The organism is Pseudomonas sp. AC229, assembly GCF_979254655.1.
In genome coordinates this window covers 35,258-60,487 of record NZ_CEEDHK010000005.1, presented here as the reverse complement: position 1 = coordinate 60,487, position 25,230 = coordinate 35,258, and the positions used below count along the sequence as shown (strand labels likewise).

Genomic DNA, 25,230 nt, shown 5'->3' with positions numbered 1-25,230 from the left:
CAGACCACAGCGCGCCAGCAGCGCCAAGCACTGAACTGGCTGCCAGAAATTGGCGGCGCCCGGGGACCTTGGGAGGGGTTTCATCAGCCATGAGGATTTCTCTCCTTTTGCAATGCAGCGCTAGGCGTTCAGCCAGCGTGCAAACAGGCGTGTCACTCGCGGCATAAACACGTACACCACAAGCAGGACAATGCTCAGCGTAATCACCACACTGCTGGCCAGGTAGCCGGACAAAAACGGCAGCTTGGCGAACACGGGCTTCCACAACAGCGGCACGCCCATGCTCAGCGGCAGAATCACCAGAAAGGTCACGCACGCCTGTTTCCAGCGCGCGGGCGGTTTGGCGGTGCCGATTTCAGCGGGGGTGAACCAGAATTCGCGGTCGGCGTTCACTTCGGTTTTATCGCCGTCGGCCAACAGCGGTTCGACTTCGGCTACCAGTTGGCGGCGATCGTCGGAGTCGAGCCAGGTTTGCAGCAGCTCGGTGCTGGTGAAGCGCAGCACGCAGGTGAACTGGGTCAGGCCCTGACTGTGGCCGCGCATCACGTCGATGCCCAAGTGCCCGGCGTACTCGCGCGCGGTACTGATGATGCGGCGCAGCCACGCTTCATAGGCGGCATCTTGACCAGCCTTGACGCGGTGACGGACCAGCAAGGTCGCCACCTCTTCGAACACTTCCACACTACTCATGGGCTGACGCCTCCTGTTTGAACGTAAGAAACCGAGCCGTCACTGAAGATAGACCAGCGCCCGCGCTTTACCGGGCAGGCGTTGCGACAAGGCAATGCGCCCTGGGCCAGCGATAAACACCGTGCTGAAAATAATCAGCAGCAACCAGGCGAACTGGCCCTCGGCCACGCTCCATTCCGGGTGCACAGCCACCAGCGCCACCAGCAGCACGGCAAGAATGGGCAAGCAAGCAAGACGGGTGAGCACGCCGAGCAGAATCGGCAGCGGGCACAGCACTTCGGCGAAAATCGCCAGGCTCAGGGTGAACGTCGCGCCCAGGTGCCAGGGGTCTTCGATTAGGCTCAGTTGTTCTTGAAAATGCAGGAGCTTGGGCAGGCCGTGCACATGCAGCAGCAACGCCGAACCGCTGACGCGCAGCCACAAAAGGCCCCAATCACTGGCTGTGAATGCGCTGCGGGAAACGGGATTGGCCATGGGGCACTCACTGTCAGATTCGTATGAGCTGATAGTGAGAGATGCAGATGGGAAGGGATTGTATTGCTGTGCTGGATTGCAGACGTGGCGTGATGGGCTTCGCAGATGGCTGAACCCAACCTACGATCCGACTCGTAGGTTGAGTCTGTCCGCGCGCGGTGAGCGCGGCGAAGCCCGGCACATTTAACGGTAAATCGCGATCAACGCCCCGCGCGGGATTCGCTGATGTAGAAGCGCGCTTTCTTGGCGTTCTTGGTGCAGCTTTCGTAGCCTTCGAATTGTTGCGAAGTCTTGGCGCCGGTCAGCAGCGACAAGGCTTTGGAGTAGCTCACGGTCCCGGCAAAGCCTTCGGCCTTAGCCAGATCAAGCTCGCGCCAGGCGGCGTCCGACTGCGCGGCGCAGCTGTCGCGGTAGGCAGTTTTTGCGGCGCAACCGGACAACGCCAGCACCATCAGGGGTAAGCAGATCCAGGCTTTCATAACATTGCTCCAAATAAGAGAAACAGCAGGTTAAACGTCATTAAGCACGTGTGTTGATCAGACGCCAGCGCCGCGAAAAAGTGCGATCAAGCGAAGCGGCGATCGCCTACGCCTTGGCGGCGCAAGCCGGCGCGCGTATGGTCGCAAAATGCCGTGCCAAGCGGCCGGCGATAGTAATCAGGAGTAGGTAATGAGTAAACGCGTGGCGCTGGTGTTGGGTGCGGGGGGCGCACGGGGGTATGCGCACATTGGCGCTATCGAGGAACTGGAGCGGCGCGGTTATGACATCGCCTGCATCGCCGGCTGCTCCATGGGCGCGGTGGTCGGCGGCATCTACGCCGCCGGCAGGCTGCCCGAATACCGTGAGTGGATTGAAAGCCTCGACTACATCGACGTGCTGCGTCTGCTCGACGTCAGCTTCAGACTCGGCGCCATTCGCGGTGAGAAAGTCTTCGGGCGCATTCGCGAAATGGTCGGCGAAATCAATATCGAAGACCTGCGCATCCCCTACACCGCCGTCGCCACCGACCTCACCTTCCAGCAGGAAATCTGGTTCCAGCAAGGCAACCTGCACCAAGCCATGCGCGCCTCGGCCGCTATTCCCAGCCTGTTTACCCCGGTGATCCAGGGCAAGCGCATGTTGGTAGACGGCAGCCTGCTCAACCCGTTGCCCATCGTGCCGGTGGTGGCCAGTCATTGCGATTTGATTGTGGCCGTGAACCTCAACGCCAACGGCCAGCGCCATTACCAACTGCCGGTCATCGAGCGCCCCGCCGCATTCAAAGGCAAGCTCGACGGCTTGATGGACAGCATTGGTTCACGCATTCCGTTTCGCCGCAAACTGGCCGGCCCCGCCGAAGAAGCCGCGTTACTCGAAGCCGCCGCCAGCGCCGAGCCCAACCCCTGGCTCGACCCACCGGCCGCCGCGCCCTCGCCGCGCCCGGACGAAAGCCCGACGCCAAACTCGGCCACCGGTTCACGGGTTGCGGAAACGGGCAGCCCGGCGTCACTGCTGGAGTTGGTCAACCAGAGCTTCGAGGTGATGCAAACCTCGCTCGCGCAATACAAGATCGCCGGCTACCCGCCCGATATTCTGGTCAACGTGCCGCGCCGCGCCTGCCGCTTTTTCGAGTTTTACAAAGCGCCCGAGTTGATCGAACTGGGCCGCATCATCACCAGCGACACGCTGGATCGCTACGAAGAGGAAAACGGCTGACGCTTAGAACCCCTCGGCCACCAGCGCGCGCTGTACCGCCGGCCGCGCTTTGAAGTGTTCACGAAAGCGCGCCAACGCCTGCAGCTCATCCAGGCGCCCGCCCACGCGCCCTGCCCAGCCGGCGAACACGCCCAGGTAGGCATCGGCAATGCTGTACTGCTCGCCGCCCAAGAAAGGCTGGGCTTGCAGGTGTTGCTCGATGTGCGCAAACGCCTTATACAACTGCTCCAGCGCCTGCGCACGAATGCCGGGGTGGGCGCTTTCGTCGGCGCTGTAGCGCTCCGGCCGGTTCAGCGGGCGAAAGGAGGCGGCGTGCACCTCGGCGGCCAGGTAACCCATCCAACTCTGAATCTGCGCGCGCTCCACGCTGCCCGCCGGCGCGAACAGCGAAGTGCCGGGCTTGAGGTCCGCGAGATACGGCAAAATCGCGCTGTTCTCGGTGATGCGCCGGCCATCGTCCAACTGCAAAACCGGCACGCGGCCCAAGGGGTTGATCAGGTGAATCGGCGAGTCCGCCGTGCGCAACGCAACGCGCTCCACCTGAATCGGCAACTCCAGCTCATGCACGACCACGTGAGCGGCGAACGAGCAAGCGCCCGGCGAGATATAGAGCGTGGAAGTCATCAGGTTTCCCCTGCCAAAACGCGTTCTTTATGGTCCGGGCGCGATGAACCGTAGCGAGCGAGCGCAGCGGTTTCACCGTGTCCGGGAACGAAGAAAATAGGCCGCCCGGCCCCTGCCTGAAGCAGGGCGACCAAAACGGGTTAACGCGCAGTAATCACCGACAGCTTGGTAATCCCTGCCCGCTCAATCGACGCCATGGCCTTGGCCACCTGGCCGTAGTCGACCTTCTCGTCGGCCTGCAACTGCACTCGCAGTTCGGCGTCTTTGGCCTTGGCCGTTTCCAGGCTGGTTTGCAGCAAGTCGGCTTGAATTTCGTCCTTGTTAAGGAACACTTTGCCGGCGCCGTCGATGCTGACCACCAGCGGGTCTTTCTGCTCGACCGGCGCCACGGCTTCGGTCTTCGGCAAGTTGATCGGGATGGCATTGGTCAGCAGCGGCGCCGTGACGATAAACACCACCAGCAGCACCAACATCACATCCACCAGCGGCGTTACGTTGATTTCGCTGAGCACTTCATCGCTGTCTTGAGTGGAGAACGCCATTACGAAGCCTCCTTCACTTTCTGCGGCGCGGCCTTACCGCCAGGCAGTTGAATAAGCTTGAACGCGGACTTCTGCGCCAGGCTGTAGAAGTCGTGGGCGAAGTCGTCCAGGTCGGCCGAGTTGAGCTTCAGGCGACGCAGGAAGTAGTTGTAAACCAGCACCGCCGGCACGGCGACGGCGATGCCCACACCGGTCGCCACCAGCGCAGCACCAATTGGGCCGGCCACGGTTTCCAGGCTGGCCGAGCCGGCCAGGCTGATACCTTTGAGCGCTTCCATGATTCCCCATACGGTGCCGAACAGACCGATAAAGGGCGACGTGCTGCCGATGGATGCAACCACCGCCAAGCCCGATTCCAACGAACGACGCTCCCGTTGAATCTGCTGACGCAGGGCGCGTTCGAGACGGTCCTGATGGTTGATCGCCTGACTCAGGTCCTGCGCATGTTCCTGCACCTGAATCGCGCCAAAGCCAGCCTGGGCGACACGGGAAACAGCGCCGGGCTGGGAGTTCACCAGCTCCGCTGCGCCATCCAGGCTGGAGGCACCCCAGAACAGCTTCTGGAACTTGCGGTCCTGGCGCTTCAAACGGCCGAACTGCAAGGCCTTTAGCAGGGCCAGGCCCCAGGTCACAACGGAGAAACCGACCAGCAGCCAGATGACCGCGCTTTCAATCGACTCGAGGGGGGATGTGGCCAATACGCTCATGATTCAACTCTCTCTGTAAATTCGCTAATGCGTTCGTCGCGGTCAGTGCAACTTGAAGCCGATCGGCACGCTGACCCAACCGTCTCGCGCCACATCGCCTTGCTTGGACGGCACAAACGACCAGCGCTTGACCGCCTGTACCGCTGCGTTATCCAGCAGCTCGCGGCCGCTGGAGGTTTGAATCTGAATCTCTGCCGGGCTGCCGCTGGCCAGTACATGCACCCGCAACACCACCGTGCCTTCCCAACCGCGACGCTGGGCCAGCGACGGGTATTCCGGCGCCGGGTTTTTCAAATACGCCGCGTTGGCGGACGGCGGCGTAACAGGAGCCGGAGCCGGTGGCGCGGGTGGCGCCGGTGCAGCAACGGGCGGTGGCGTCGGTGCCGGGGGCGGCGGTTCCACAGCCTTGGGTGCCGGCTTCGGTACGGGCTTGGGCGGCGGCGTCGGCTTGGGCTTAGGAATCGGTTTTGGCGCCGGCTTGGCCGCCAGTTCGTCCACCACAGGAGGTGGCGGTGGTGGCGGCTCAACCACGGGCGGCGGCGGTGGTGGTGGTGGCGGTTCCACCACCGGCGGCGCCGGACGGGTGAATTCGATTTCCATGGGCGGAATTTCTGGCGGCACCACCGGCAACGGCGGCGTGGCCTGCTGGTTGAGCCAGTAAATCAGCGCACCGTGGGCGACCACCGCGAGCACTGCCAGCAACAGCTTTTCGCGCCGACTCAGGGCGCCGACTGGCGCCACGTGGTGCCGCCGGCTCTGGGCCAACGGCTCGCGGTGGCGGTGACCGAGGTCGACCAGATCGGCGCTGGCCGGCGCCTGCCATTGCCGCTGCGCTGATGCGGCTGGTTGAACATTGCCCATTTAAAACTCCTCGCAATTGCATATGTCGCCGGTCCACAGCGCGGTGACCTAGCGCCCGCGCTGTCTGGCAAGTGGCCGTTGCAGAGCGGTTTGACGTGTTGGGCGCAATGATTGGCGAGCGGGCTTATCTCAAAAAGTAACTTTTAACTATTTTGTAATAACCTAAAAGAATTACAGTTTTTAACGTATTGATTTTCATAGCTTTTTATTTCCACAAACCTGAAGGGCATAAAAAACATGCTTTTTAGGCATTACACGTCCAGCCGCCGGACAACTGGCCCGGGCGCACAAATACACCGAACCTAAAACCGCCGGTCAGCGTCTATTTTGTTACCCGCAGTCAGGTAGGAAACCGCCCATGTCCCCTCGTTACCAAGGCCTCTGGCCATGACCGCTTTCGATTGGCAGCGGATGCTGATCGACAAGCTGCCCGTACCGTTTTTGCTCGAAGTCACGGTGCGCACGCTGTTCGCTTATCTGGTGGTGTTCACCTTTCTGAAAATCTCGGGACGCCGTGGCGTCAGGCAGCTGTCGCTGTTTGAACTGGTGGTGATCCTCACCCTCGGTTCGGCCGCCGGCGACGTCACTTTCTACGACGATGTGCCGTTGCTGCCCATCGTGGTGGTGTTCGCCACGTTGCTGCTGCTGTACCGCGTCACCACCTTTGCCATGGAGCGTTTGCCGCGATTCGGCGACTGGCTGGAAGGTCGCCCGGCGCTGATCATTGAAGACGGCGTGTGCGACGTGCCGGCGCTGGCTCGCAAGAATATTTCCACCGACGAGTTCTTTATGGAGCTGCGCCAGAAAGGCGTGGAGCACTTGGGGCAAGTGCGCATCGGCATCATGGAAGTGAACGGCGACGTCAGCCTGTACTTCCAGCCCGACGATCAGGTGCGCTACGGCCTGTCGGTATTGCCCAGCCCATTGCGGCAGCAATACCGCGAGGTGCCCAGAAGCGCCTTGTACGCCTGCATCTGGTGCGGCAACACCACGCAGCTGCAGGCCGGCGAGCACGCCACCTGCCAGCGCTGTGAGCACGATGAATGGAGCGAAGCCATTAACACTCCGAGGCAAGGCTGACCATGACCAGCGCAATCAAGCCCGACGTATTGCCGTTGGCAAAAGGAAAACGGCCCCTACCCGATGACGAAGGCGGCGACACCGGCACCCTGCTCTGCCCCGCTTTGCCGCCCGACTTGCACTACGTCGACGACCGCCAACCGGGTTTTCGCCGACGTAAAGTGCGCGGCAAGTTCGTCTACTTCGACCTCAAGGGCGAACGCATCCGCGACGCCGACGAGATTCAGCGCATCAACAAATTGGCTATTCCGCCGGCTTACCAAGACGTATGGATTTGCCCTGATCCGCAAGGCCACCTGCAAGCCACCGGCCGCGACGCCCGTGGGCGCAAGCAATACCGCTATCACCCGCGCTGGCGAGAAATTCGCGACGCCGACAAATACGAGCGTCTGCTGGAATTTGGTCGCGCCCTGCCCAAACTGCGCACGCGCACCGAAGAACACCTGCAACTGCCGGGGCTGGGTCATGACAAAGTGGTTGCCACGGTGGTGGCCTTGCTGGACTCCACGCTGATTCGCGTCGGCAACACGCAATACGCTCGCGACAACAAATCGTTCGGTTTGACCACCCTGCGCAACCGCCATGTTGACGTTAAAGGCGCCGGCATCCGCTTTCATTTTCGCGGTAAGAGCGGTGTCGAACATGAAGTGAGCTTGCAACACCCGCGCCTGGCGAAAATCATTCGCCGCTGCCTCGAGCTGCCCGGCCAGCATCTCTTTCAATACCTGGACGACGACGGACAGCGCCGGGTCGTGACCTCGTCCGACATCAACCAATACCTGCAAGAACAAAGCGGCAGCGACTTCACCGCCAAGGACTACCGCACCTGGGCCGGCACCGCCCTGGCCCTCGACCGTCTGCGCCAACTGCCCCACGAAGAGCGCTCGGCCACCGAGCAAAAACGCCTGGTCAATGAAGTGATCAAAGATGTCGCCAGCCAGCTCGGCAACACCCCCGCCATCTGCCGCAAATGTTATGTGCATCCGGCCGTGCTGGAACACTTCATTGCGGGCGAACTGGCATCGTTGAGCAATTCGCGCAGCCGCAAAGGTTTGCGGGATGAAGAAACCACATTGATGCGGTTTTTGGAGCGACTGAATCCGCAATGAGCTGACTTGCCCCGGTCAAAGGCTCGCGACTAACGTCTTTGCCTCACGGCGATGTGATTCTTGTAGGAGCGACCTTGGTCGCGAACCCTGGAAACGGCAATCTCGACGTCGAGGTTTTCAGGGTTCGCCAGCAAGCTGGCTGCTACAAGAGCATATGCGTTAAAGCCAAAAGCTAATGGCAAGATATGTGGGCTTATTGTCATTGTTGCCAAGCCCATCGCGCGACAGAATGGCACCCTCGTCAAGAAGGTGCCCCCATGGCCACGCCTCCTCATTCCAGCCACCTGCGCACCGTCGCCTGCCTGATCTTCCCGCAGGTGATGAGCCTGGATGTCACCGGCCCCATGCAAGTGTTCGCCTCGGCCAACGTCGAGCGCGGGCGACAGGGCTTGCCGCCGTTTTATGAGTTGCTGCTGGTGGGCGCAGACCTTGCGCCCGTGCCCACGTCTGCCGGCATGCGCCTGTGTGTGGACCGCACCTGGCAAACGCTGAATGTCGCGCAGCTAGACACCCTGCTAGTGCCCGGCGGCCTCGGCGTAAACGAGCAAATGCTCGACGCGCCGTTGCTTGAGTGGTTGCGCCAGGCCGAGCCGCAGGTGCGGCGGCTGGGTTCGATTTGTTCCGGTGCATTGATATTGGCCGCCGCCGGTGTGCTCGACGGCCGCCAGGCAACCACCCATTGGGCCGACGTCGACGAACTGCGCTGCCGTTTCCCCGCCGTGATGATTGAAAGCGACCGCCTGCACACCTTCGACCCGCGCAATCTGGACGGCGACAGCCATGTCTTCACCTCGGCGGGCGTCACGGCCGGTATCGACCTGGCGCTGGCCCTGGTTGAAGCCGACCTTGGCCGGGCAATGGCCTTGAGCGTCGCGAGGCGCTTGGTGATGTTTTTGCGTCGCCCGGGCGGACAAACACAGTTCAGCGCCCTGCTCACCCCTGAACCTACCCGCGTGCCGCGCCTGGCTGCGCTGCTCGACTGGCTGCCCGCCAACCTCGGGGCAGATTTGTCGCTGGAGGCCCTGGCGCAGCAGGCGAAAATGACGCCGCGCACCTTGTCGCGCGTATTTACCCAGGAATTGGGCATGGGCCCGGGGCGTTATGTCGAGCGCGTGCGGCTTGAAGCGGCGCGCTTGCTGCTACAAGACGCCCAAGCCTCGATTGCCACCGTGGCGCGGCTGACCGGCTTTGGGCATCCGGAAAATCTGCGGCGCACGTTTCACAAACACCTGGCGGTCAGTCCCCAGGAATATTCGCAGCGCTTTGGTGACGCCAGCCTGCGCGAGCCGGCGCTGTAAACGCCCGCCACCTCATTCAACCCACCTACGTAAGGACTACGCCATGCTCGAACTACGCCCAAGCTGTGAATGCTGCGACCGCGACCTGCCGCCCGACTCGGTAGACGCGCGCATCTGCACGTTCGAATGCACCTTCTGCCAGGACTGCACCGACACCCACCTCAAGGGCGAATGCCCGAACTGCGGCGGCGAATTGCTGCAACGCCCGCGTCGCCCGGCCGCCAAGTTGCTTAACAACCCCGCCTCCACCGAACGCGTGCATAAACCCGCCGGCTGCGCCAACGCCGGCTGACATCGCCATCCGCCCAGGAAAAACCACCATGTTGCTGTTGCGTAATGCCTCCGTTCGGCTGCTGTTCGCGGGTCAGGCCCTGTACTGGTCCTGCTCGCTCATCGGCATCACCCTGACCTCGTTGGTCGGCTTGCAACTGGCGCCAAGCAACGTGCTGGCCACCCTTCCCTTGGCGCTGCTGGTGCTCGGCAATTTGCTGGCGGTGCAGCCGCTGTCACTGTTTATGCAGCGTCACGGCCGGCGACCGGGCTTGATGCTCGGCGCGGCGTGTGGCGTGGCGGGCGGCTTACTCAGCGCGTTGGGCGTTTGGGTGGGCGATTTCACCGTGTTCTGCCTCGGCGCTTTGCCCATCGGCGCCTATCAGGCATCGGCCATGTACTACCGCTTCGCCGCGCTGGAAGCGGTAGACGAACATCAGAAAGGCCGCGCCACGGCTTATGTGGTCGGCGGCGGAGTGCTTGCGGCATTGCTGGCACCCAGCTTGGCGTTGTGGTCGCGCACCGTGCTGAGTACGCCGTATGTGGGGGCGTATTTGGCCATCGCGGCGCTCGCTACTTTCGGCTTGCTGTTGCTCAGCCGATTACGCGAAGGTGCCGCGCCGGCGCCAGGCAAAGCGGGCTTCGCCGCCATGCGCGAACTGCTGGCACGGCCGGTGGTGCGCGCAGCGGTTGCCACCACCGCTATCGGCCACGGCTTGATGGTGTTGGTAATGAACGCCACGCCACTGGCCATGAGTTTTTGTGGCTTTGATGTGGCAGTGGGCGCGGGCGTCATTCAGTGGCACATGCTCGGCATGTTTCTCCCCGCCTTCGTCGCCGGCCCGTTGGTAGACCGCCTCGGCAGCCGCCGCGTCGCCGTGCTCGGTGGCAGCATCTTGCTCGCCAGCGCCGCCGTAGCGCTTACCGGCCTGAGCCATGGGCATTTTTTACTGAGCTCATTCCTGCTGGGCTTGGGCTGGAACCTGGCCCTTATCGCTGGCACCACGTTGCTTGCCGAAGGCCATGTCGCCAGCGAGCGCGGCCAGGCGCAAGGCGTCATGGAACTGGTCAACGGTTCCGTCGCCGCCTGTGCCTCATTTGCCTCCGGCGCGTTGATTACCGGGCTGGGTTGGACCGCCATAAACATCGGCGTATTGCCGTTGGTGGCTGTGGCGCTGCTGATGCTGTGGCCGGCAAGAAAGCGTGGCGCAATCGCCACGCTTTAAATTGCGCATTGTCTAGCGGGTTACAACGGACGTTTGAACAGCACAGGCTTGGCTAATGTGCTCGGCGGACGAAACTCGAACTCGCCGTCAGCGGTTTCATGGTATTCCTTGAGATTCATATAGGTCGGCGCACGGTTCGTTTTGATAGCTGCCAAGGTTAACCAGCGGTACTTATCGGGAAGCTGCGGTTCTGTTGGCGCAAAAAGAAAAACCTTAGTCAGCTTTTCCCGACCGAAATCGGTTGACGCACCGTCTACATAATCCAAGTCCCCGCCCTGGTGCGCATTAAACACAATGGTAGTGGATGGATACTTTGCTTTGAGCCGCTCGATGGTCGGGTGTGCACTTTCCCCGGCGGCGTTCAGCACCACATGATTTGGGTACTTGGTAGTCTTGATCGCCTCGCCTGAACCACCGGCCAACTTTTTGTAAGGCTTACCGATGGACATTGGCGCTTCCTTCGGACGTGCATCACTTAATCCCGTCCAGCGAAAAAACTGTTCGTGTGTTGAGTAATCCGTAAATAACGGCGACATATCGTATGTTCGATTCTCGGGCAAATTTACCATTTCCTGTATCGCTGGGCCCGCGACGCCAAAATGAGTAGGAAATTTTCGCAGGTGTTCTGCACCAAAAATTCCGATCACGCCAGGCAGTTGAAACTTGGGGTCGCTGTTTATGGTGTTGGCCATTGAAAGATTACGGACAGTGACTTCTTCAGGGTCGTCCGGCGCATACCCAGGCCCCATTCTGCCGCAGTCAATACAATCAAATTTAAGGCCGCTGTTTATAATCGCCTCTCGGAGCTTTCCGGAGTTCTTATGTTCAACTACCAATGCCTCTTGCGATATATCTTTTTGCAGAGACCGAAAAAATTTCGTATCTTTTTCTAGGACATCAAAGTTACTGAAGTAGTCATCCACTGACGAAAACCCCTTGTACATTAGCGTCTGCACGGCAGCGGGATCTCTGGCAGACTTGTAACGCTTACTAAGAGGTGCGTCCTCCAACAAGACACGTTTCAATCGGGTTTCGGCATTTAACTGTCCGAACAATAACGTTGCAAACGGTGACCCATGTACCTCGCCGAAAAATACCGGCCCTAACTGAAGCTGGTAACTGGCTTTATTTTTGACATGTTCAAGATACTCCGCAGCTTGGTAACTTATCTTGCCGCTGCGTTGCGCATCCCAGATAAGATTCGGCTTTTCTTGATCATGGCGAGTGTTGTCAGCGCTTTGCGAATCATGCTTGCCAAGCGCGCCGGCGGTATCAGCCGAAACAGGCAGTTTGTGGCCATTGCCATCGATGATGATCGGTGTGGGGTAGCCTTTGACGCGCGTGTAGATATCTTCCTTTGTTTCAAGCAGGTGTCGCACCTCATCAACAAGGCCGCCTTTAGTGCAAAGCGACTCGCAACCGACCAATGTCAGTTTTTCAACTGAAGCGCCAGTGGCTGCGGATAATCGCGCTACAGTCGAGGCAATTTGCTCAGGGCCCAGCGCCCCGATTTTCCCGTCGGCTCCATGCCCAACCACTTCAAACTTCGCATTACGGCCTCCTCCCTCTATCGATCCTGAAACCACCTGAGCGTTGCCATCAGCTGTCGGAATGACAACAGTGGTTGTCGAGGGATGTTTAGCGGTCAACTGGGCAACCGCAAAATCGGCAGCCGGATCACCATGATTAGCGTTAATTAGAATATGGCGGTCAATTTTATTGGGGACGATTTCTTTGAAAAACCCATCGACCAAAGCCAGCTCTTTCACGCGTGTGTCGGCACCCAACGTACCTAACTTCTTGGAAATTGACTTTAGAATTTGTTGCGCGTCAATCAAGCGGGGACCTTCGCCGTTAAATATATGAACCTTTGTTTCCCCGACAGAGCCATACACCGCCGCGCCCGAACTGTACTTCGGCACGCCATCATCAGACGAATTAAACACAATCGATGTGGAAGGATGCTTCTTCTTAATCTGTTCGATTGCCGCGTTCGCAGAATCCCCTGCGCCGTTCACAACAACGTGACGCCAATATTTCTCGGCCACTACCGAAGCGCTTGTGCCACTACTTGGGGAGGCGCCAGAGGATTGCACTAGCTTGTACGGAAAATACCGCGACATGGGTGTCGCTAAATCTACCTGCCCTGTTGCTATGCTCGAAGGGTAATATACTTTCCCGGTTTGACCATCCGAAAAGGCAGGCGAAACGTCAAACACCCTCAATGGCGACACTCCGGAAAGTTCCTGCAATGCCGGATAAACGACGCCATTTACCGCTCGAGTGCGTAAATGTTCGGCTCCAAAAACTCCGATTACGCCTGGCTCTTTAAACCGACTATCACTGCGTATTTTGTCCGACATATAGTTATTTCGCAGTGCGTGTTCGGCCGACACGTCAGTCTTGGTTTTTCGCCCCCCATCAATGAAATCAAAGTTCACGCCTGCATCCATCACATGCTTCACCAGCTTCGCTTTAGCAGTAGCCGTTATTGTTCCATCGATGATCATGGAAACTCGGCGCGTAGCGTAACGATGATAAACATCGTTGGGGTCAGCGCTACTCACATTACTGAAATATTCGGCAATTTGAGACGTCCGCTCGGGAGTTAGCTGAATCGGGTTCCACCAAAAGTTACTCACTAACGACTCTAATGGCGGCAGCTCGAACAGTACGCGCTTAATGGCCCGCTCTTTAATTAGCTGCTCGACAATTAAGGAAGTAGCGGGAAGCCCATGGTACTCGCCCAGCAAGACGGGCCCTGTCTTTAACTGTTCGCGGGCATTATCGGTAACGCTCTTGAGGTAAGCGGCCGCTTCACTATCAATTAATCCCAGCCGTAAACCTTCGGAGATCAAATCTTCCGTTCCCGCATTTTTTGCTAGCGAGTTTGCTCCTGCCTGCGTTGTTTGAAATTCGTCATCGTTGCCTAATGCATGTGGATCGTTTGCCTGGGTGGGGGTCTTATCGCCCTGCGCGCTGATTCGTATCGCCGTGTCATAGCCCCTGACGTCCGTGACAGCTCCTTGCTGCTGTAGTAGCCCGCTCACTTCACTCACCAAGCTCGGGCCGTCTTTGGCACACGCCGTGCCGCAGCCCACCAGGGCCACTTTGTCGACAGTGCTGTTGCCATCGTTGGTTAGCTTTTGCACCACATCGGTGATTTGTTTGCCGTCTAACCCGCCGAGTTTCAGCCCGTCGCTGTGGCCGACTACTTCCACTTTTTTGCTGCCGCCTTCAGCCAGCGCGCCGCTCAGTACTTTGTGCCCGCCGTCGGCGGTTGGGGTGACGACGACGGTGTTGTCCGGGTGTTTGCTTGCGAGGTTCTGGACGGCTTTGTTCACCACTGGATCGGTGGTGTCGGTGTTGACTACAACGCGTTGGTCGAAGGTTTGTTTGACCTTCGGCGTATCGATGTCGGCAAAACGGCGGGCAGCAGGTTGAGGCGCATCCTGCACGTTGGTTGACCCGCTTTCGCTTTTGCGCGGCTGAGTGCGCGGCGCATCGGCAACGTGCACGTTGCGGCCAGCTTTCGGGGTGAAGAGCTTTTTCACCCCGGCCACGATTTCCTGCGCATCGCCGATCGAGATTTCGACTTTCACATCGGTGCCGGCCACGCGTTTGTTTTGCAGGACGCTGAGCTGTTTGTTGGCATCGGTGTTCAGCGGGCCGCTGATGCCGCCGGCAGCGCTGACTTTGCTTGGGTCGCCAACATCGATGGTCGCCGCGTTTTCGGCGATGTAATGCACCTGATCCACGCGACCAAATTCCAGCGTCACGCTCGGCAATCCGTTCTTGCTGATACCGCCGCCACCGCCGGCATAACCGCCGTCTTTGTTGCGGCTGTCTTGCAGGGTTTGCGCGGTGATGTTGCCGCCCACGTCGACGCTGCCCTGGCCTGGTTTTGAGGTGATATGCGCGCCGGTCAGGTTGAGGTTGCCGGCCACCTTGAGGTCCAGGTTGTCGGCGCTGATGCCCGCTTGCTCGGCGGTCAATTTGCTGTTGTCGAAGTCTTTGCCGCCCGAGGCACTGGTGCTGGCGGTGCCTTGGATGATGCCGTCCGTGGTTATCGCCACGCCGACGCTGGCGCTCCAGTTGCCGCGGGTGTGGTCCATTTCCGAGGTGTCTTGCACGCTGGTGATGGTCTGGTTGCCACCGATTTTGGCGCTGACGCTGTTGCCTTTGATGTTGGAGCCGATCAGGTTGTGGTCGCCGGCGGTTTCGATGCGGATGTCGGTGCCGCTGATCATGCCGTTGGTGTAGCTGGTGGATTTGCTCGTGGTTTCGTCGTAACTGCCGCTGGCGCCCGCGGACAAGCCCATGCCGACGCCCGTTGGCGCTGCACCAATACTGGCCGTGAGGCCTGCGGTGTGGGTGGTTACCGATTCGCTGCTGGTGCTGCTGCTTTTGGCCGCCGTTTGGGTCAGGTTGCCGGCGGATTTAATCGCCACTTTGCCGCCTTGCAGGTTCACGCCGTTGAGCGCGATGTCGCCTTTGGTGCTGGTCAGGCTGATGTTTCCGCCGATCTGGTTGATGTTTTGCGCACGGTTTTCAGCCTCTCGGGTTTCGAGGGTGTGTTGCATGCCGACCGTGACCGAGCCGCCGATGGCTTTGGCAATCTCGATCACTGGCACACCATTGGCAGCACTGGCCACACTGGCGCCGCCGCTGCGATCCAGCAGAATCTCGGCGGCCGCCCAACTCGGCACGCCCGCCACTAGCAGAGAAAGCGCGAGGTGTTTAAGCGAAAACGCCGGCGGCTTGGCCTCAACCGAACTAGCAGCAGGCCCCTGCCGCTGCCCAGGTTTGCGCTGGGCAGTAGTGATTTCCGCAACGGGAATTAAAAAGCCCAGGGGCTTGCTGAAGACGAGGCGAAAGCAGTGTTTGTTCATGACGGTTCTTCCCCTAGGGCTTATGTGCATAACCCTATGAAAAGCACGTCCTAGAGCCTGTACGAAGGCTCCGACCAGCTTCGCAGAACGAAGCTAAAACACTGCAGATTCCCCAGTGAAGCGGGCAGAAACGAACCCTCAATAACGAAAAAAGCGGCCCGAGGGCCGCCTTTTGTCAACGAACACTACTTAGTAGTACGCGTTTTCTTTGTTGGTGTGATCGGTAACGTCGCGAACGCCTTTGAGCTCAGGAATGCGTTCAAGCAAGGTTTTCTCGATGCCCTCTTTGAGGGTCAGGTCAACCTGGCCGCAACCTTGGCAACCGCCGCCGAATTTCAATACGGCAATGCCGTCTTCGACCACGTCGATCAGGCTGACTTCACCGCCGTGGCTGGCCAGCCCCGGGTTGATTTCGGTCTGCAGGTAATAGCTGATGCGCTCGTTGATGGGGCTGTCTTCGTTAACCATCGGAACTTTGGCGTTCGGTGCCTTGATGGTCAACTGGCCGCCCATGCGGTCGGTGGCGTAGTCGACTACCGCGTCTTCAAGGAAAGCTTCGCTGAAGGCGTCGATATAAGCGGTGAAGCTTTTCAGCGCTACGGCGTGGTCGTCTGGCTTCTCTTCGCCTGGCTTGCAATAGGCGATGCAGGTTTCAGCGTATTGGGTACCCGGCTGGGTGATGAAGATGCGGATGCCGATGCCGGTGGTGCTCTGCTTGCTCAGCAGGTCGGCTAGGTAATCGTGGGCAGCTTCAGTAATGGTGATGGCAGTCATGGCAACTCCTCGCAAACATGGGCGCAGTTTACGCCCATGGGGCGGGCGAATAAAGCCCTAGTAAATCAGTCAGGAATAGCCGATCTGTTTGTAAGAGGCTTCTGATAGTCCAGCCAGGCTTTGGCTTGCTGGAAAAAGCGCTTCTCGATCAGCTCGTAGCTCCCCCAAGAGGCGAGCACGATAGCCGGAATGCAGGCGCCGATCACCCAATAAATGTTTAGGTCGAAGCGCTGCGTCAGGTACCACCCCAACGACAAAACCAGCACGTGCACGAGGTATACCGAGTACGAGCAATCGCCAAGCGACTTGAGCACCCGGCTGCCACGGAAATAGCTTTCCAGCGAAATGCAGCTGGCCACAATCAATGCGCTCGGCACGCCCCAATGCAGCATGCGCACGGCGGTGTCCAGGTGATAAATGGTCAATAACGATCCGACGATGACCATCACCGGTAACCACCGGCCGGGTTGGATCCAGCCACGCTGATACATCATGCCCAGCACGATGCCGAACAGAAATTCATAAACGATGCTGTTGCGGTAGAAATCGCTCACCCAACTTTCCCGAGTCGCCACCGTGCCAACCAGAAACAGCGCACCGGCAATCAGCCACAGCCGGTAGCGCTCCGGCACACTGAAGCCAAGTGCGAACAGCAGGTAGAAGAACATCTCGTAATTGAGGGTCCAGCCCACGCTGAGAGTGGGATAAAGACCGAAGCCGCCAGGATTGTCGGCAGGAATAAACAGCAACGACAGCACAAAGTGCTGCAACTCGAAGCTTTGACCCGGCATCACGGGCTGGGCATAAACGATCAACAAGGCCGCCAGTAAGGAAAACAGCCAGTACGCCGGCACGATACGCAGCAGGCGATTAAGCAGAAAACGGCCGGCGGCGATGTCTTTGCCCTGGGTGGAGAGGTAGATGACAAAGCCACTGATCACAAAAAAAATGTCGACGCCCACGGCGCCTTTGTCGATAAAAAATTGGCCAAACGCACTGTCGGCTTTGAAATCGAAAAACACTTGCATGATGTGATGGCCAACCACCAACCACGCCGCCAGCGCCCTTAGCGCTTGCACTGAAATCAGCATAAATCCCTGCTCCCAACCACGACGCCTTCAGGCGCCAGAACCCGGCGCGCACATGGCAAACCGACACCACGGCGCGCCACCTCGCGTTACAGGGTTGACCGTAACGGCGGGGGAAAAGGTCCATAAATCAGGGGCAAGCGCTAACGATGCAGCACAAACAAATTCCCGTAGGAGCGGCTTTAGCCGCGATGCTGTTGGATCTCGAATATCCAAAGAATCGCGGCTAATCGAAATGCCGCCCAACCGCCCCCACAGGAGGAAGGCGGGTTTCGCAGCCTACAAATTCTCGTACCTATTCATGTCGAGAACCCCCGCCTCGACCGGCTCGGTGCGCTGGATGTAGCGGTCCAGGTCGTGGAAGTACTGCCAGAACTGCGGGTGTGAGCGGCGGATGCCCCAGCGCTGCACCACCTGTTCAAACGCCACGTCGTCGCGCACGCGCTCCAAGGTCGCGACGAACTCCGGCACCTGTTTCACCGGCACGTTAAACATGAAGTTTGGGTAGCTGCTCATCACGCCGGGGTACACCGTGAGCGTGTCCAGGCCCGGTTGATAACGCAGGCTCTCGCCCATCATGAAGGCCACGTTGCTGTGGGCGCGGTTGCGCAGCAGGCTGTAGACGTCGTAGCTGCCGTCTGCTTCTTCCACGCGCAACAAGGTCGCTTCGGGCAAGTCCTGGATCACTTTCAACCCGGCCGCCGGTTTGTTGGTCAGGCGGCTAAGCGCCTGCTCGGCGTCTTGCTGCGGTTTGGGAAAGTTGCGGCGGTAACAGTTGGCGTCGGCGCAGCGATTGATCGGGTCGGGCCGCATGTTGAAGCCGGCGTAACGCTCGGTCAGTTGCTTGGCGAAAATGTTTTTCGCATTCGCTTGCGGCAGGAACAGGCCCGTGGGGCTGTCGTTGTCGATGTCTTGGTAGTCCATCCACATCTTCAGCTTGCCGCCGTCCTGGTACCAGTCGCTGAGGATCTCGTCGCGCGCGTCGGCCGGCATCAGGCGCAGAAAATTCTGCTCGGCGCCGTTACGGATCAAGTCGAAATACAGCCGCGTCTGCGCCTGGTGCGAGACGTTGCCGAACACGTCGTAGTTGACCACCAACTGGTAATAGGTGCGCTCCAGCAGCGGGTAGTCCATCCACCACAGCGTTTGCGGCACCTCGCCAATCAAGCCTTTCTTCACCGTGGCGCTGTCGAAGTTGCGGAAGATCGACAGCACAGCGTTGTCGTTGCCCGCCCAGATATGCGACCAGCTTGGCGCCGGCGCGTCGGCGTAAGCATCTTTGCGCGCGTTTTCGTAGTCGTTGCGTTTGTCGCGGTACGCCCGCCACAGGCTCAAGGTGGCGCCCAGATCGTCGAGCTGGCCGGGCAAGGCGAGCTTCTCGGTGATTTGGCCCCGGTAGTTGGGGTCGGTGATGAACAGGTCGTGGTCGGGATCCTGGAAGATGACCCAGAAGTTATCGCGGATCACGTCCGTGGCGATCTGGCCCCGGCATACCGGACCGCGAATGAAGGTCTGCACAAAGTATTCGGCGTTTTCCAGCATGAACTGATACCGCGCCCGGGCAGGAATGGCGGCAAAGGTATCGAATGGATTGGCGCGACGCTGCGGGCCATACCCCGGCGAGGCTTGAACCTGCCAGTCATCGCCGTAAAACAGCTCCTTCACCCGTGCCAGCTTTTGCGGGCTCAGCGGATAGGTGATGTGGGTTTTATGCACGATCACGCCTTGAACCGGAATCAGGCGGTAATAGAAGACGGTGCCGGGGTCGTCGTTCGGTCGGCGGCTGGCGATCAGGTCGACCGGCGTACCGCTTGGCGTACGTGAGCGCACCACTTGAAAGAAATGGCGGTTATCGCCGTTCTGGAAGTACAGGTGCGCCAGGAACAAATGCTCGTACAGCCAACGTGCCGCCAAACCCTCGCGCGCGCCAGGGGCGTTGAACAGGTCTTCCCACTGCTTGATTTGCGCCAGTTCTATACCGTTGGCCATCAGCGCTTGCTGGTCCAGCGGCGCGCCGGCGGCCAGCCACTGTTGCAGCGTCTGCAATTCACCCGCCGTCAGGCCCGTCACGCCCAACGGCATGCCTTCCAGCGGATGCGTCTTGGCGTAACGGTCGAATTCGCCCGGCGTGGGGCAGGAATTGGGCCGCTCTACCCCGAGCTGGATGCTCTCGGGCAGTCTGGCGTTGGGCTCTACGGGGTGCTGCTGTCCCAGCTCCAACATGCGCGCCATCAGCGCCGCCTGGCCGCCCTGGGCGTCGAGCACGGACGAAAAGCCCTTGCGCTGCCACGCCGCCGGGCTATGGGCATCAAGAAACAAGCGCGTGGTGTCTACCGCTACGGTGCGGCCGCCGTCGTACACAGGCGTTTTCGTCGCCCCGCGTGACACGCCCTCGGCGCTGCCCATATTCAACTGGCACGGCGCGTCGTAGCAGGCGTGGCAGGCGACGCACTTCTCCGTGAGGATCGGTTGCACGTCGCGGGTATAAGAGATGGATTCGGCCCCGGCACCCATGGCGAAAAACCACAAGACTGCTGCGACGTAAGAGCGGTATGGCATGGGCACTTCCTTCAGGCGCAAGGGAGCGAGTTTAGCGAGATGCGCCGCTGCAGGCACCGTCGGCATGGAGATGAGCAGTGTTTTTTTGTAATCGCGGTTCACGCGGGGTAACGGTTTTGTGGGGGATCGTCTAGGCGCCAACATGAGCCAAATTCATGTCAACCCGCCATGTGCTCCAGCCGGTTGCAGCTTTGCTATTATCGCGCCCACTTAATTCCGCGCTTTTCAGGTAATGCCTACATGTCCGATCGCCAAGCCCGACTCCAGTCTCTTCAGCACGCCCTGAGTGAGCGCATTCTGATTCTCGACGGCGGCATGGGCACGATGATTCAGAGCTATCGCCTGGAGGAGGAGGATTACCGGGGCAAGCGCTTCGCCGACTGGCCGAGCGATGTGAAGGGCAACAACGACCTGCTGCTGCTTAGCCGTCCCGATGTGATTCAGGCTATCGAGAAGGCTTATCTCGATGCCGGCGCCGACATTCTGGAAACCAACACCTTCAACGCCACGCAAGTGTCGCAAGCCGATTACGGCATGGAAGCGCTGGTGTATGAGCTGAACGTGGAAGGCGCCCGCCTGGCGCGCCAGGTGGCGGATGCGAAAACCCTGGAAACCCCGGACCGTCCGCGCTTCGTTGCCGGGGTGCTTGGCCCGACCTCACGCACCTGTTCGCTGTCGCCCGACGTTAACAACCCCGGCTACCGCAACGTCACCTTTGACGAGCTGGTGGAGAACTATTCCGAAGCCACCCGCGGCCTGATCGAAGGCGGCGCGGACATGATTCTGATCGAAACCATTTTCGACACCCTCAACGCCAAGGCGGCAATTTTCGCGGTGCAAGGCGTTTATGAAGAAGTGGGGTTCGAGCTGCCAATCATGATTTCCGGCACCATCACCGACGCCTCCGGCCGCACCCTTTCCGGCCAGACCACCGAAGCGTTCTGGAACTCGGTCAGCCACGCCAAGCCGATTTCCGTTGGTTTGAACTGCGCGCTCGGCGCCAAGGAACTGCGTCCGTACCTGGAAGAGCTTTCGGGCAAGGCCGACACCCATGTGTCCGCCCACCCCAACGCCGGCTTGCCGAACGCCTTTGGTGAATACGACGAAAGCCCGGCGGAAATGGCCGTGGTGGTTGAAGAATTTGCCGCCTCGGGTTTTCTCAACATCGTCGGCGGCTGCTGCGGCACCACGCCCGCGCACATCAAGGCCATCGCCGAGGCCGTAAGCAAGTACAAGCCGCGCGCGATCCCTGACATTCCCAAAGCCTGCCGCCTTTCCGGGCTGGAGCCGTTCACCATCGACCGTCAGTCGTTGTTTGTGAACGTCGGCGAGCGCACCAACATCACCGGCAGCGCCAAGTTCGCCCGCCTGATTCGTGAAGACAACTACACCGAAGCCCTGGAAGTGGCGCTGCAACAGGTGGAAGCCGGCGCCCAGGTGATCGACATCAACATGGACGAGGGCATGCTCGATTCGAAGAAGGCGATGGTCACCTTCCTCAATCTGATCGCCTCCGAGCCGGACATTTCCCGCGTGCCGATCATGATCGACTCCTCCAAGTGGGAAGTGATCGAAGCGGGCCTCAAGTGCATTCAGGGCAAGGGCATCGTCAACTCGATTTCCATGAAAGAAGGCGTCGAGCAGTTCATTCACCACGCCAAACTGTGCAAGCGCTACGGCGCCGCCGTGGTGGTGATGGCGTTCGACGAACTCGGCCAGGCCGACACCGAACAGCGCAAGATCGAAATCTGCAAGCGCTCCTACGACATTCTCGTGGACGAAGTCGGCTTCCCGCCGCAAGACATCATCTTCGACCCGAACATTTTTGCCGTGGCCACCGGCATCGAGGAACACAACAACTACGCCGTCGACTTCATCAACGCCTGCGCCTACATCCGCGACCACCTGCCCTACGCCTTGAGTTCGGGCGGTGTGTCCAACGTGTCGTTCTCGTTCCGGGGCAACAACCCGGTGCGCGAGGCCATTCACTCGGTGTTCTTGTATTACGCGATCAAAAACGGCCTGACCATGGGCATCGTCAATGCCGGTCAGCTGGAGATTTACGACCAGATTCCCGCCGAGCTGCGCGACCGCGTGGAAGACGTGGTGCTCAACCGCACGCCGAACGGCACCGACGCCCTGCTGGCCATCGCCGACAACTACAAAGGCGACGGCAGCGTTAAAGAAGCGGAAACCGAAGAGTGGCGTTCCTGGACCGTCGGCAAGCGCCTGGAACACGCCCTGGTCAAGGGCATTACCACGCACATCGTCGAAGACACCGAAGAAGCGCGGCAGCAATGCAAGCGCCCGATCGAGGTGATCGAAGGCCCGCTGATGGCCGGCATGAACGTGGTCGGCGACCTGTTCGGCGCTGGCAAAATGTTCCTGCCGCAGGTGGTGAAATCCGCCCGCGTGATGAAGCAGGCCGTGGCGCACCTGATTCCCTTTATCGAGCTGGAAAAAGGCGACAAGCCTGAAGCCAAGGGCAAGATTCTGATGGCGACGGTGAAAGGCGACGTGCACGACATCGGCAAGAACATTGTCGGCGTGGTGCTCGGCTGTAACGGCTACGACATCGTCGACCTGGGCGTGATGGTGCCGGCGGAGAAGATTCTGCAAACGGCGATTGCCGAGAAGTGCGACATCATCGGCCTGTCGGGCCTGATCACGCCGTCGCTGGACGAAATGGTGCACGTTGCCCGCGAAATGCAGCGCCAGGGCTTCACCCTGCCGCTGATGATCGGCGGCGCCACCACCTCGAAAGCGCACACGGCGGTAAAAATCGAGCCCAAGTACCAGAACGATGCCGTGGTGTACGTGACCGACGCCTCGCGCGCCGTGGGCGTGGCCACGCAGTTGCTGTCCAAGGAACTGAAAGCCGGCTTCGTCGAAAGCACCCGCAAAGACTATGTGGAAGTGCGCGAGCGTACCGCCAACCGCAGCGCCCGCACCGAGCGCCTGAGCTACCCCGCCGCGGTGGCGAAGAAACCGCAATTCGATTGGGCCAGCTACCAGCCCAGCGTGCCGACATTTACCGGCGTGAAGGTGCTGGAAGACATCGACCTCAACGTGCTGGCCGAGTACATCGACTGGACGCCGTTTTTTATCTCGTGGGACCTGGCCGGCAAATTCCCGCGCATTCTCACCGACGAAGTGGTCGGCGAAGCGGCCACGGCGCTGTACAAAGACGCCCGCGAAATGCTCACCAAACTGATTGACGGCAAGCTGATCAAAGCCCGCGCCGTGTTCGGCTTCTGGCCGGCCAATCAGGTGCAGGACGACGACATCGAGCTGTACGGCGACGATGGCAAGCCGTTGGCCAAGCTGCATCACCTGCGCCAGCAAATCATCAAAACCGACGGCAAGCCGAACTTCTCACTGGCCGATTTCGTCGCGCCGAAAAGCAGCGGCATCACCGACTACGTGGGCGGCTTTATCACCACGGCCGGCATCGGCGCCGAAGAAGTGGCCAAGGCTTATCAAGACGCCGGCGACGACTATAACTCGATCATGGTCAAAGCCCTGGCCGACCGCCTGGCCGAAGCCTGCGCCGAGTGGCTGCACCAACAGGTGCGCAAAACCCACTGGGGCTACGACCCGGAAGAAACGCTAAGTAACGACGAGCTGATCAAGGAAGCCTACAAAGGCATCCGCCCTGCCCCCGGTTACCCGGCCTGCCCGGACCACACCGAGAAAGGCACGCTGTTCACCCTGCTCGACCCGGCCGCCGAGGAAAACAAAGCGGGCGTGAGCGGTGTGTTCCTGACCGAGCACTACGCCATGTTCCCGGCGGCAGCGGTCAGCGGCTGGTACTTCGCCCATCCACAGGCGCAGTACTTTGCGGTGGGTAAGGTGGATAAGGATCAGGTCGAGAGCTACACGGCGCGCAAGGGCCAGGATCTGGCTGTGACCGAGCGTTGGTTGGCGCCGAATTTGGGGTATGACAACTAAGTTCGGCCTCTGCGCTGTTTTTACCCTCTCCCCTAGCCCCTCTCCCGAAACGGGAGAGGGGAATTCTATCCGCGTGTAATTTCCTCTATGCATACGCTTGAACAACTGCGCAGTGGCGAGCTGGCTGGCATCAAGCGGCTGGATTTGTCCTGCGGGCTGACTGAGTTTCCCGACGAGATCTTCGCGCTGGCCGACAGCCTGGAAGTGCTCAACTTATCCGGCAACCAGCTCACCGCCCTGCCCTCGGATTTGCCGCGACTGCCTAAGCTCAAGGTGCTGTTCTGTTCCGACAACCCGTTCACCCACGTGCCCGAAGTGCTCGGTGATTGCGCGCAGTTGGAAATGGTCGGCTTCAAGGCCAACCGCATTGCCCATGTGCCGGCGGCCGCGCTGCCAGCGCAGTTGCGCTGGCTGATTCTGAGCGACAACCAGGTCGCCGAATTGCCACGTGAACTCGGCGAGCGGCCGCGTTTGCAAAAGCTGATGCTCGCCGGCAATCGCCTTAGCGCCCTGCCCGACAGCCTGAGCGCCCTTTCTAACCTGCAACTGCTGCGCATCGCCGCCAACCGCTTCGAGCGGTTGCCGGCGTGGTTGCTGGAATTGCCGCAACTGGCGTGGCTGGCGTATGCCGGCAATCCGGTCAGTGATGTGGCAGAGCGCGCGGTGTTGGCCGCTCACCCGGTGGCGGCCATTGCCCGGGCGCAGTTGCAGCTGGGTGACGTGTTGGGCGAAGGCGCCTCGGGGGTGATTCACGCGGCGCAGTGGCAAGCGCCGGACCAGGCGCCGCGTGCCATGGCCGCCAAGCTGTTTCGCGGAGAGGTCACCAGCGACGGCCTGCCCCACAGTGAAATGGCCGCGTGCCTGGCGGCGGGTAATCACCCGAATCTGATCGGCGTCGCCGGCCCCCTTCAAGCCGAAGCCGGCGCGCCGCCTGGCCTGTTGCTGGAGCGCATCAATGCCGACTACCGCGTGTTGGCCGGGCCGCCGTCGTTAGCCAGTTGCACCCGCGACTGCTATGCCGAAGAACGCCGCTTCTCGCTGGCGCAAGCGTTGTCCATCGCCCGTGCCGTCGCCTCCGCCGGCGCCCATCTGCATGGCAACGGCATTCTCCATGGCGATCTATACGCCCATAACCTGCTGGTGAACGACGCCGGCCACTGCCTGCTCGGCGATTTTGGCGCCGCCTCGTTCTTCGACCCGAGAAGCGCACAGGGCCAGGCACTGCAACGCATCGAAGCGCGAGCGTTTGGTTGTGTGCTGGAAGAATTGCTCGAACGCTGCGACGAGGCGCCGGAGCGGTTGTGGCAGTTGCAGCGCGCCTGTGTGGCGCCGAACGTGGCAGAGCGGCCAGATTTCCCGGCCATCCTTCAGACGCTTTGACAGCTTGAGC

General features: G+C 60.2%; 19 protein-coding genes. 8 read left to right on the top strand and 11 right to left on the bottom strand.

Annotated features, from left to right (window positions below):
- Positions 1-120 precede the first annotated feature (120 nt).
- The 3 genes from AC0IW7_RS08460 to AC0IW7_RS08450 all read right to left on the bottom strand — a co-directional run bounded on the left by AC0IW7_RS08460 (position 121) and on the right by AC0IW7_RS08450 (position 1,643).
- Positions 121-690 (bottom strand): antibiotic biosynthesis monooxygenase, encoded by a 570-nt coding sequence (locus AC0IW7_RS08460; RefSeq protein WP_471817090.1) that lies wholly within the window; start codon positions 688-690, stop codon positions 121-123.
- Between the two features lie 39 nt (positions 691-729).
- Complete coding sequence (locus AC0IW7_RS08455) at positions 730-1,164, bottom strand: DoxX family protein (RefSeq protein ID WP_471817088.1); 435 nt, start codon at positions 1,162-1,164, stop codon at positions 730-732.
- Positions 1,165-1,364: 200 nt separating this feature from the next.
- Complete coding sequence (locus tag AC0IW7_RS08450; protein WP_122451010.1) at positions 1,365-1,643, bottom strand: hypothetical protein; 279 nt, start codon at positions 1,641-1,643, stop codon at positions 1,365-1,367.
- 190 nt (positions 1,644-1,833) lie between these two features.
- Between AC0IW7_RS08450 and AC0IW7_RS08445 the strand changes: the two genes are divergently transcribed.
- The gene (locus tag AC0IW7_RS08445; protein ID WP_122498391.1) at positions 1,834-2,859 is read left to right on the top strand and encodes a patatin-like phospholipase family protein; all 1,026 of its coding nucleotides are present in this window, start codon (positions 1,834-1,836) and stop codon (positions 2,857-2,859) included.
- Positions 2,860-2,862: 3 nt separating this feature from the next.
- Here AC0IW7_RS08445 and AC0IW7_RS08440 read toward each other — a convergent pair whose 3' ends face one another.
- The 4 genes from AC0IW7_RS08440 to AC0IW7_RS08425 all read right to left on the bottom strand — a co-directional run bounded on the left by AC0IW7_RS08440 (position 2,863) and on the right by AC0IW7_RS08425 (position 5,593).
- On the bottom strand, positions 2,863-3,483 hold the full coding sequence (locus tag AC0IW7_RS08440) for a glutathione S-transferase C-terminal domain-containing protein (RefSeq protein WP_471817086.1): 621 nt from the start codon (positions 3,481-3,483) through the stop codon (positions 2,863-2,865).
- A 140-nt stretch (positions 3,484-3,623) separates the two neighbouring features.
- Entirely contained in the window at positions 3,624-4,025 is a 402-nt protein-coding gene (locus AC0IW7_RS08435; RefSeq protein ID WP_122451012.1) for an ExbD/TolR family protein, read from the bottom strand.
- The gene (locus AC0IW7_RS08430) at positions 4,025-4,732 is read right to left on the bottom strand and encodes a MotA/TolQ/ExbB proton channel family protein (protein ID WP_122451013.1); all 708 of its coding nucleotides are present in this window, start codon (positions 4,730-4,732) and stop codon (positions 4,025-4,027) included. Before AC0IW7_RS08430 ends, AC0IW7_RS08435 begins: the two co-directional genes overlap by 1 nt.
- A 42-nt stretch (positions 4,733-4,774) precedes the next feature.
- Positions 4,775-5,593, bottom strand: coding sequence for an energy transducer TonB (locus AC0IW7_RS08425; RefSeq protein WP_122498387.1), 819 nt, complete (start codon positions 5,591-5,593; stop codon positions 4,775-4,777).
- Positions 5,594-5,980: 387 nt separating this feature from the next.
- Here AC0IW7_RS08425 and AC0IW7_RS08420 point away from each other — a divergent pair, with 387 nt between their 5' ends.
- From AC0IW7_RS08420 to AC0IW7_RS08400, 5 genes are all read left to right on the top strand, one after another.
- On the top strand, positions 5,981-6,673 hold the full coding sequence (locus tag AC0IW7_RS08420; RefSeq protein WP_471817084.1) for a DUF421 domain-containing protein: 693 nt from the start codon (positions 5,981-5,983) through the stop codon (positions 6,671-6,673).
- Between the two features lie 2 nt (positions 6,674-6,675).
- Positions 6,676-7,782, top strand: coding sequence for a DNA topoisomerase IB (locus AC0IW7_RS08415; RefSeq protein WP_471817082.1), 1,107 nt, complete (start codon positions 6,676-6,678; stop codon positions 7,780-7,782).
- A gap of 257 nt (positions 7,783-8,039) precedes the next feature.
- Positions 8,040-9,080: a GlxA family transcriptional regulator gene (locus AC0IW7_RS08410; RefSeq protein WP_471817080.1), complete on the top strand. Its 1,041-nt coding sequence runs from the start codon at positions 8,040-8,042 to the stop codon at positions 9,078-9,080.
- 43 nt (positions 9,081-9,123) lie between these two features.
- Positions 9,124-9,372: a DUF1272 domain-containing protein gene (locus AC0IW7_RS08405; protein ID WP_471817078.1), complete on the top strand. Its 249-nt coding sequence runs from the start codon at positions 9,124-9,126 to the stop codon at positions 9,370-9,372.
- 31 nt (positions 9,373-9,403) lie between these two features.
- The gene (locus AC0IW7_RS08400; protein WP_471817459.1) at positions 9,404-10,576 is read left to right on the top strand and encodes an MFS transporter; all 1,173 of its coding nucleotides are present in this window, start codon (positions 9,404-9,406) and stop codon (positions 10,574-10,576) included.
- 20 nt (positions 10,577-10,596) lie between these two features.
- Here the strand turns inward: AC0IW7_RS08400 and AC0IW7_RS08395 are convergent, their stop codons facing one another.
- The 4 genes from AC0IW7_RS08395 to AC0IW7_RS08380 form a co-directional block, all read right to left on the bottom strand.
- The gene (locus AC0IW7_RS08395) at positions 10,597-15,468 is read right to left on the bottom strand and encodes a C80 family cysteine peptidase (protein ID WP_471817077.1); all 4,872 of its coding nucleotides are present in this window, start codon (positions 15,466-15,468) and stop codon (positions 10,597-10,599) included.
- Between the two features lie 189 nt (positions 15,469-15,657).
- Entirely contained in the window at positions 15,658-16,242 is a 585-nt protein-coding gene (gene nfuA, locus AC0IW7_RS08390) for a Fe-S biogenesis protein NfuA (RefSeq protein WP_122498371.1), read from the bottom strand.
- 65 nt (positions 16,243-16,307) lie between these two features.
- A complete protein-coding gene (locus AC0IW7_RS08385; RefSeq protein WP_471817075.1) occupies positions 16,308-17,333 on the bottom strand; it encodes an acyltransferase family protein in 1,026 nt (341 codons plus the stop codon).
- Between the two features lie 276 nt (positions 17,334-17,609).
- Positions 17,610-19,889, bottom strand: a complete 2,280-nt coding sequence (locus AC0IW7_RS08380; RefSeq protein ID WP_471817073.1) for a fatty acid cis/trans isomerase — start codon at positions 19,887-19,889, stop codon at positions 17,610-17,612.
- A gap of 240 nt (positions 19,890-20,129) precedes the next feature.
- Between AC0IW7_RS08380 and metH the strand changes: the two genes are divergently transcribed.
- Together metH and AC0IW7_RS08370 are read left to right on the top strand one after the other, a co-directional pair.
- The gene (gene metH, locus AC0IW7_RS08375) at positions 20,130-23,840 is read left to right on the top strand and encodes a methionine synthase (protein ID WP_471817071.1); all 3,711 of its coding nucleotides are present in this window, start codon (positions 20,130-20,132) and stop codon (positions 23,838-23,840) included.
- Between the two features lie 87 nt (positions 23,841-23,927).
- Positions 23,928-25,220, top strand: a complete 1,293-nt coding sequence (locus tag AC0IW7_RS08370) for a leucine-rich repeat-containing protein kinase family protein (RefSeq protein ID WP_471817069.1) — start codon at positions 23,928-23,930, stop codon at positions 25,218-25,220.
- The last annotated feature ends 10 nt before the right edge of the window (positions 25,221-25,230 follow it).

Excerpts from the sequence above, each read along its gene's own strand:
- AC0IW7_RS08385 (WP_471817075.1), bottom strand. The coding sequence starts at position 17,333 with ATGCTGATTTCAGTGCAAGCGCTAAGGGCGCTGGCGGCGTGGTTGGTG.
- AC0IW7_RS08420 (WP_471817084.1), top strand. The coding sequence starts at position 5,981 with ATGACCGCTTTCGATTGGCAGCGGATGCTGATCGACAAGCTGCCCGTA.
- AC0IW7_RS08440 (WP_471817086.1), bottom strand. The coding sequence starts at position 3,483 with ATGACTTCCACGCTCTATATCTCGCCGGGCGCTTGCTCGTTCGCCGCT.
- AC0IW7_RS08450 (WP_122451010.1), bottom strand. The coding sequence starts at position 1,643 with ATGAAAGCCTGGATCTGCTTACCCCTGATGGTGCTGGCGTTGTCCGGT.
- AC0IW7_RS08370 (WP_471817069.1), top strand. The coding sequence starts at position 23,928 with ATGCATACGCTTGAACAACTGCGCAGTGGCGAGCTGGCTGGCATCAAG.
- AC0IW7_RS08445 (WP_122498391.1), top strand. The coding sequence starts at position 1,834 with ATGAGTAAACGCGTGGCGCTGGTGTTGGGTGCGGGGGGCGCACGGGGG.
- AC0IW7_RS08455 (WP_471817088.1), bottom strand. The coding sequence starts at position 1,164 with ATGGCCAATCCCGTTTCCCGCAGCGCATTCACAGCCAGTGATTGGGGC.
- metH (WP_471817071.1), top strand. The coding sequence starts at position 20,130 with ATGTCCGATCGCCAAGCCCGACTCCAGTCTCTTCAGCACGCCCTGAGT.
- AC0IW7_RS08380 (WP_471817073.1), bottom strand. The coding sequence starts at position 19,889 with ATGCCATACCGCTCTTACGTCGCAGCAGTCTTGTGGTTTTTCGCCATG.
- AC0IW7_RS08425 (WP_122498387.1), bottom strand. The coding sequence starts at position 5,593 with ATGGGCAATGTTCAACCAGCCGCATCAGCGCAGCGGCAATGGCAGGCG.
- AC0IW7_RS08395 (WP_471817077.1), bottom strand. The coding sequence starts at position 15,468 with ATGAACAAACACTGCTTTCGCCTCGTCTTCAGCAAGCCCCTGGGCTTT.
- AC0IW7_RS08415 (WP_471817082.1), top strand. The coding sequence starts at position 6,676 with ATGACCAGCGCAATCAAGCCCGACGTATTGCCGTTGGCAAAAGGAAAA.
- AC0IW7_RS08410 (WP_471817080.1), top strand. The coding sequence starts at position 8,040 with ATGGCCACGCCTCCTCATTCCAGCCACCTGCGCACCGTCGCCTGCCTG.
- AC0IW7_RS08460 (WP_471817090.1), bottom strand. The coding sequence starts at position 690 with ATGAGTAGTGTGGAAGTGTTCGAAGAGGTGGCGACCTTGCTGGTCCGT.
- AC0IW7_RS08430 (WP_122451013.1), bottom strand. The coding sequence starts at position 4,732 with ATGAGCGTATTGGCCACATCCCCCCTCGAGTCGATTGAAAGCGCGGTC.
- AC0IW7_RS08435 (WP_122451012.1), bottom strand. The coding sequence starts at position 4,025 with ATGGCGTTCTCCACTCAAGACAGCGATGAAGTGCTCAGCGAAATCAAC.
- nfuA (WP_122498371.1), bottom strand. The coding sequence starts at position 16,242 with ATGACTGCCATCACCATTACTGAAGCTGCCCACGATTACCTAGCCGAC.
- AC0IW7_RS08405 (WP_471817078.1), top strand. The coding sequence starts at position 9,124 with ATGCTCGAACTACGCCCAAGCTGTGAATGCTGCGACCGCGACCTGCCG.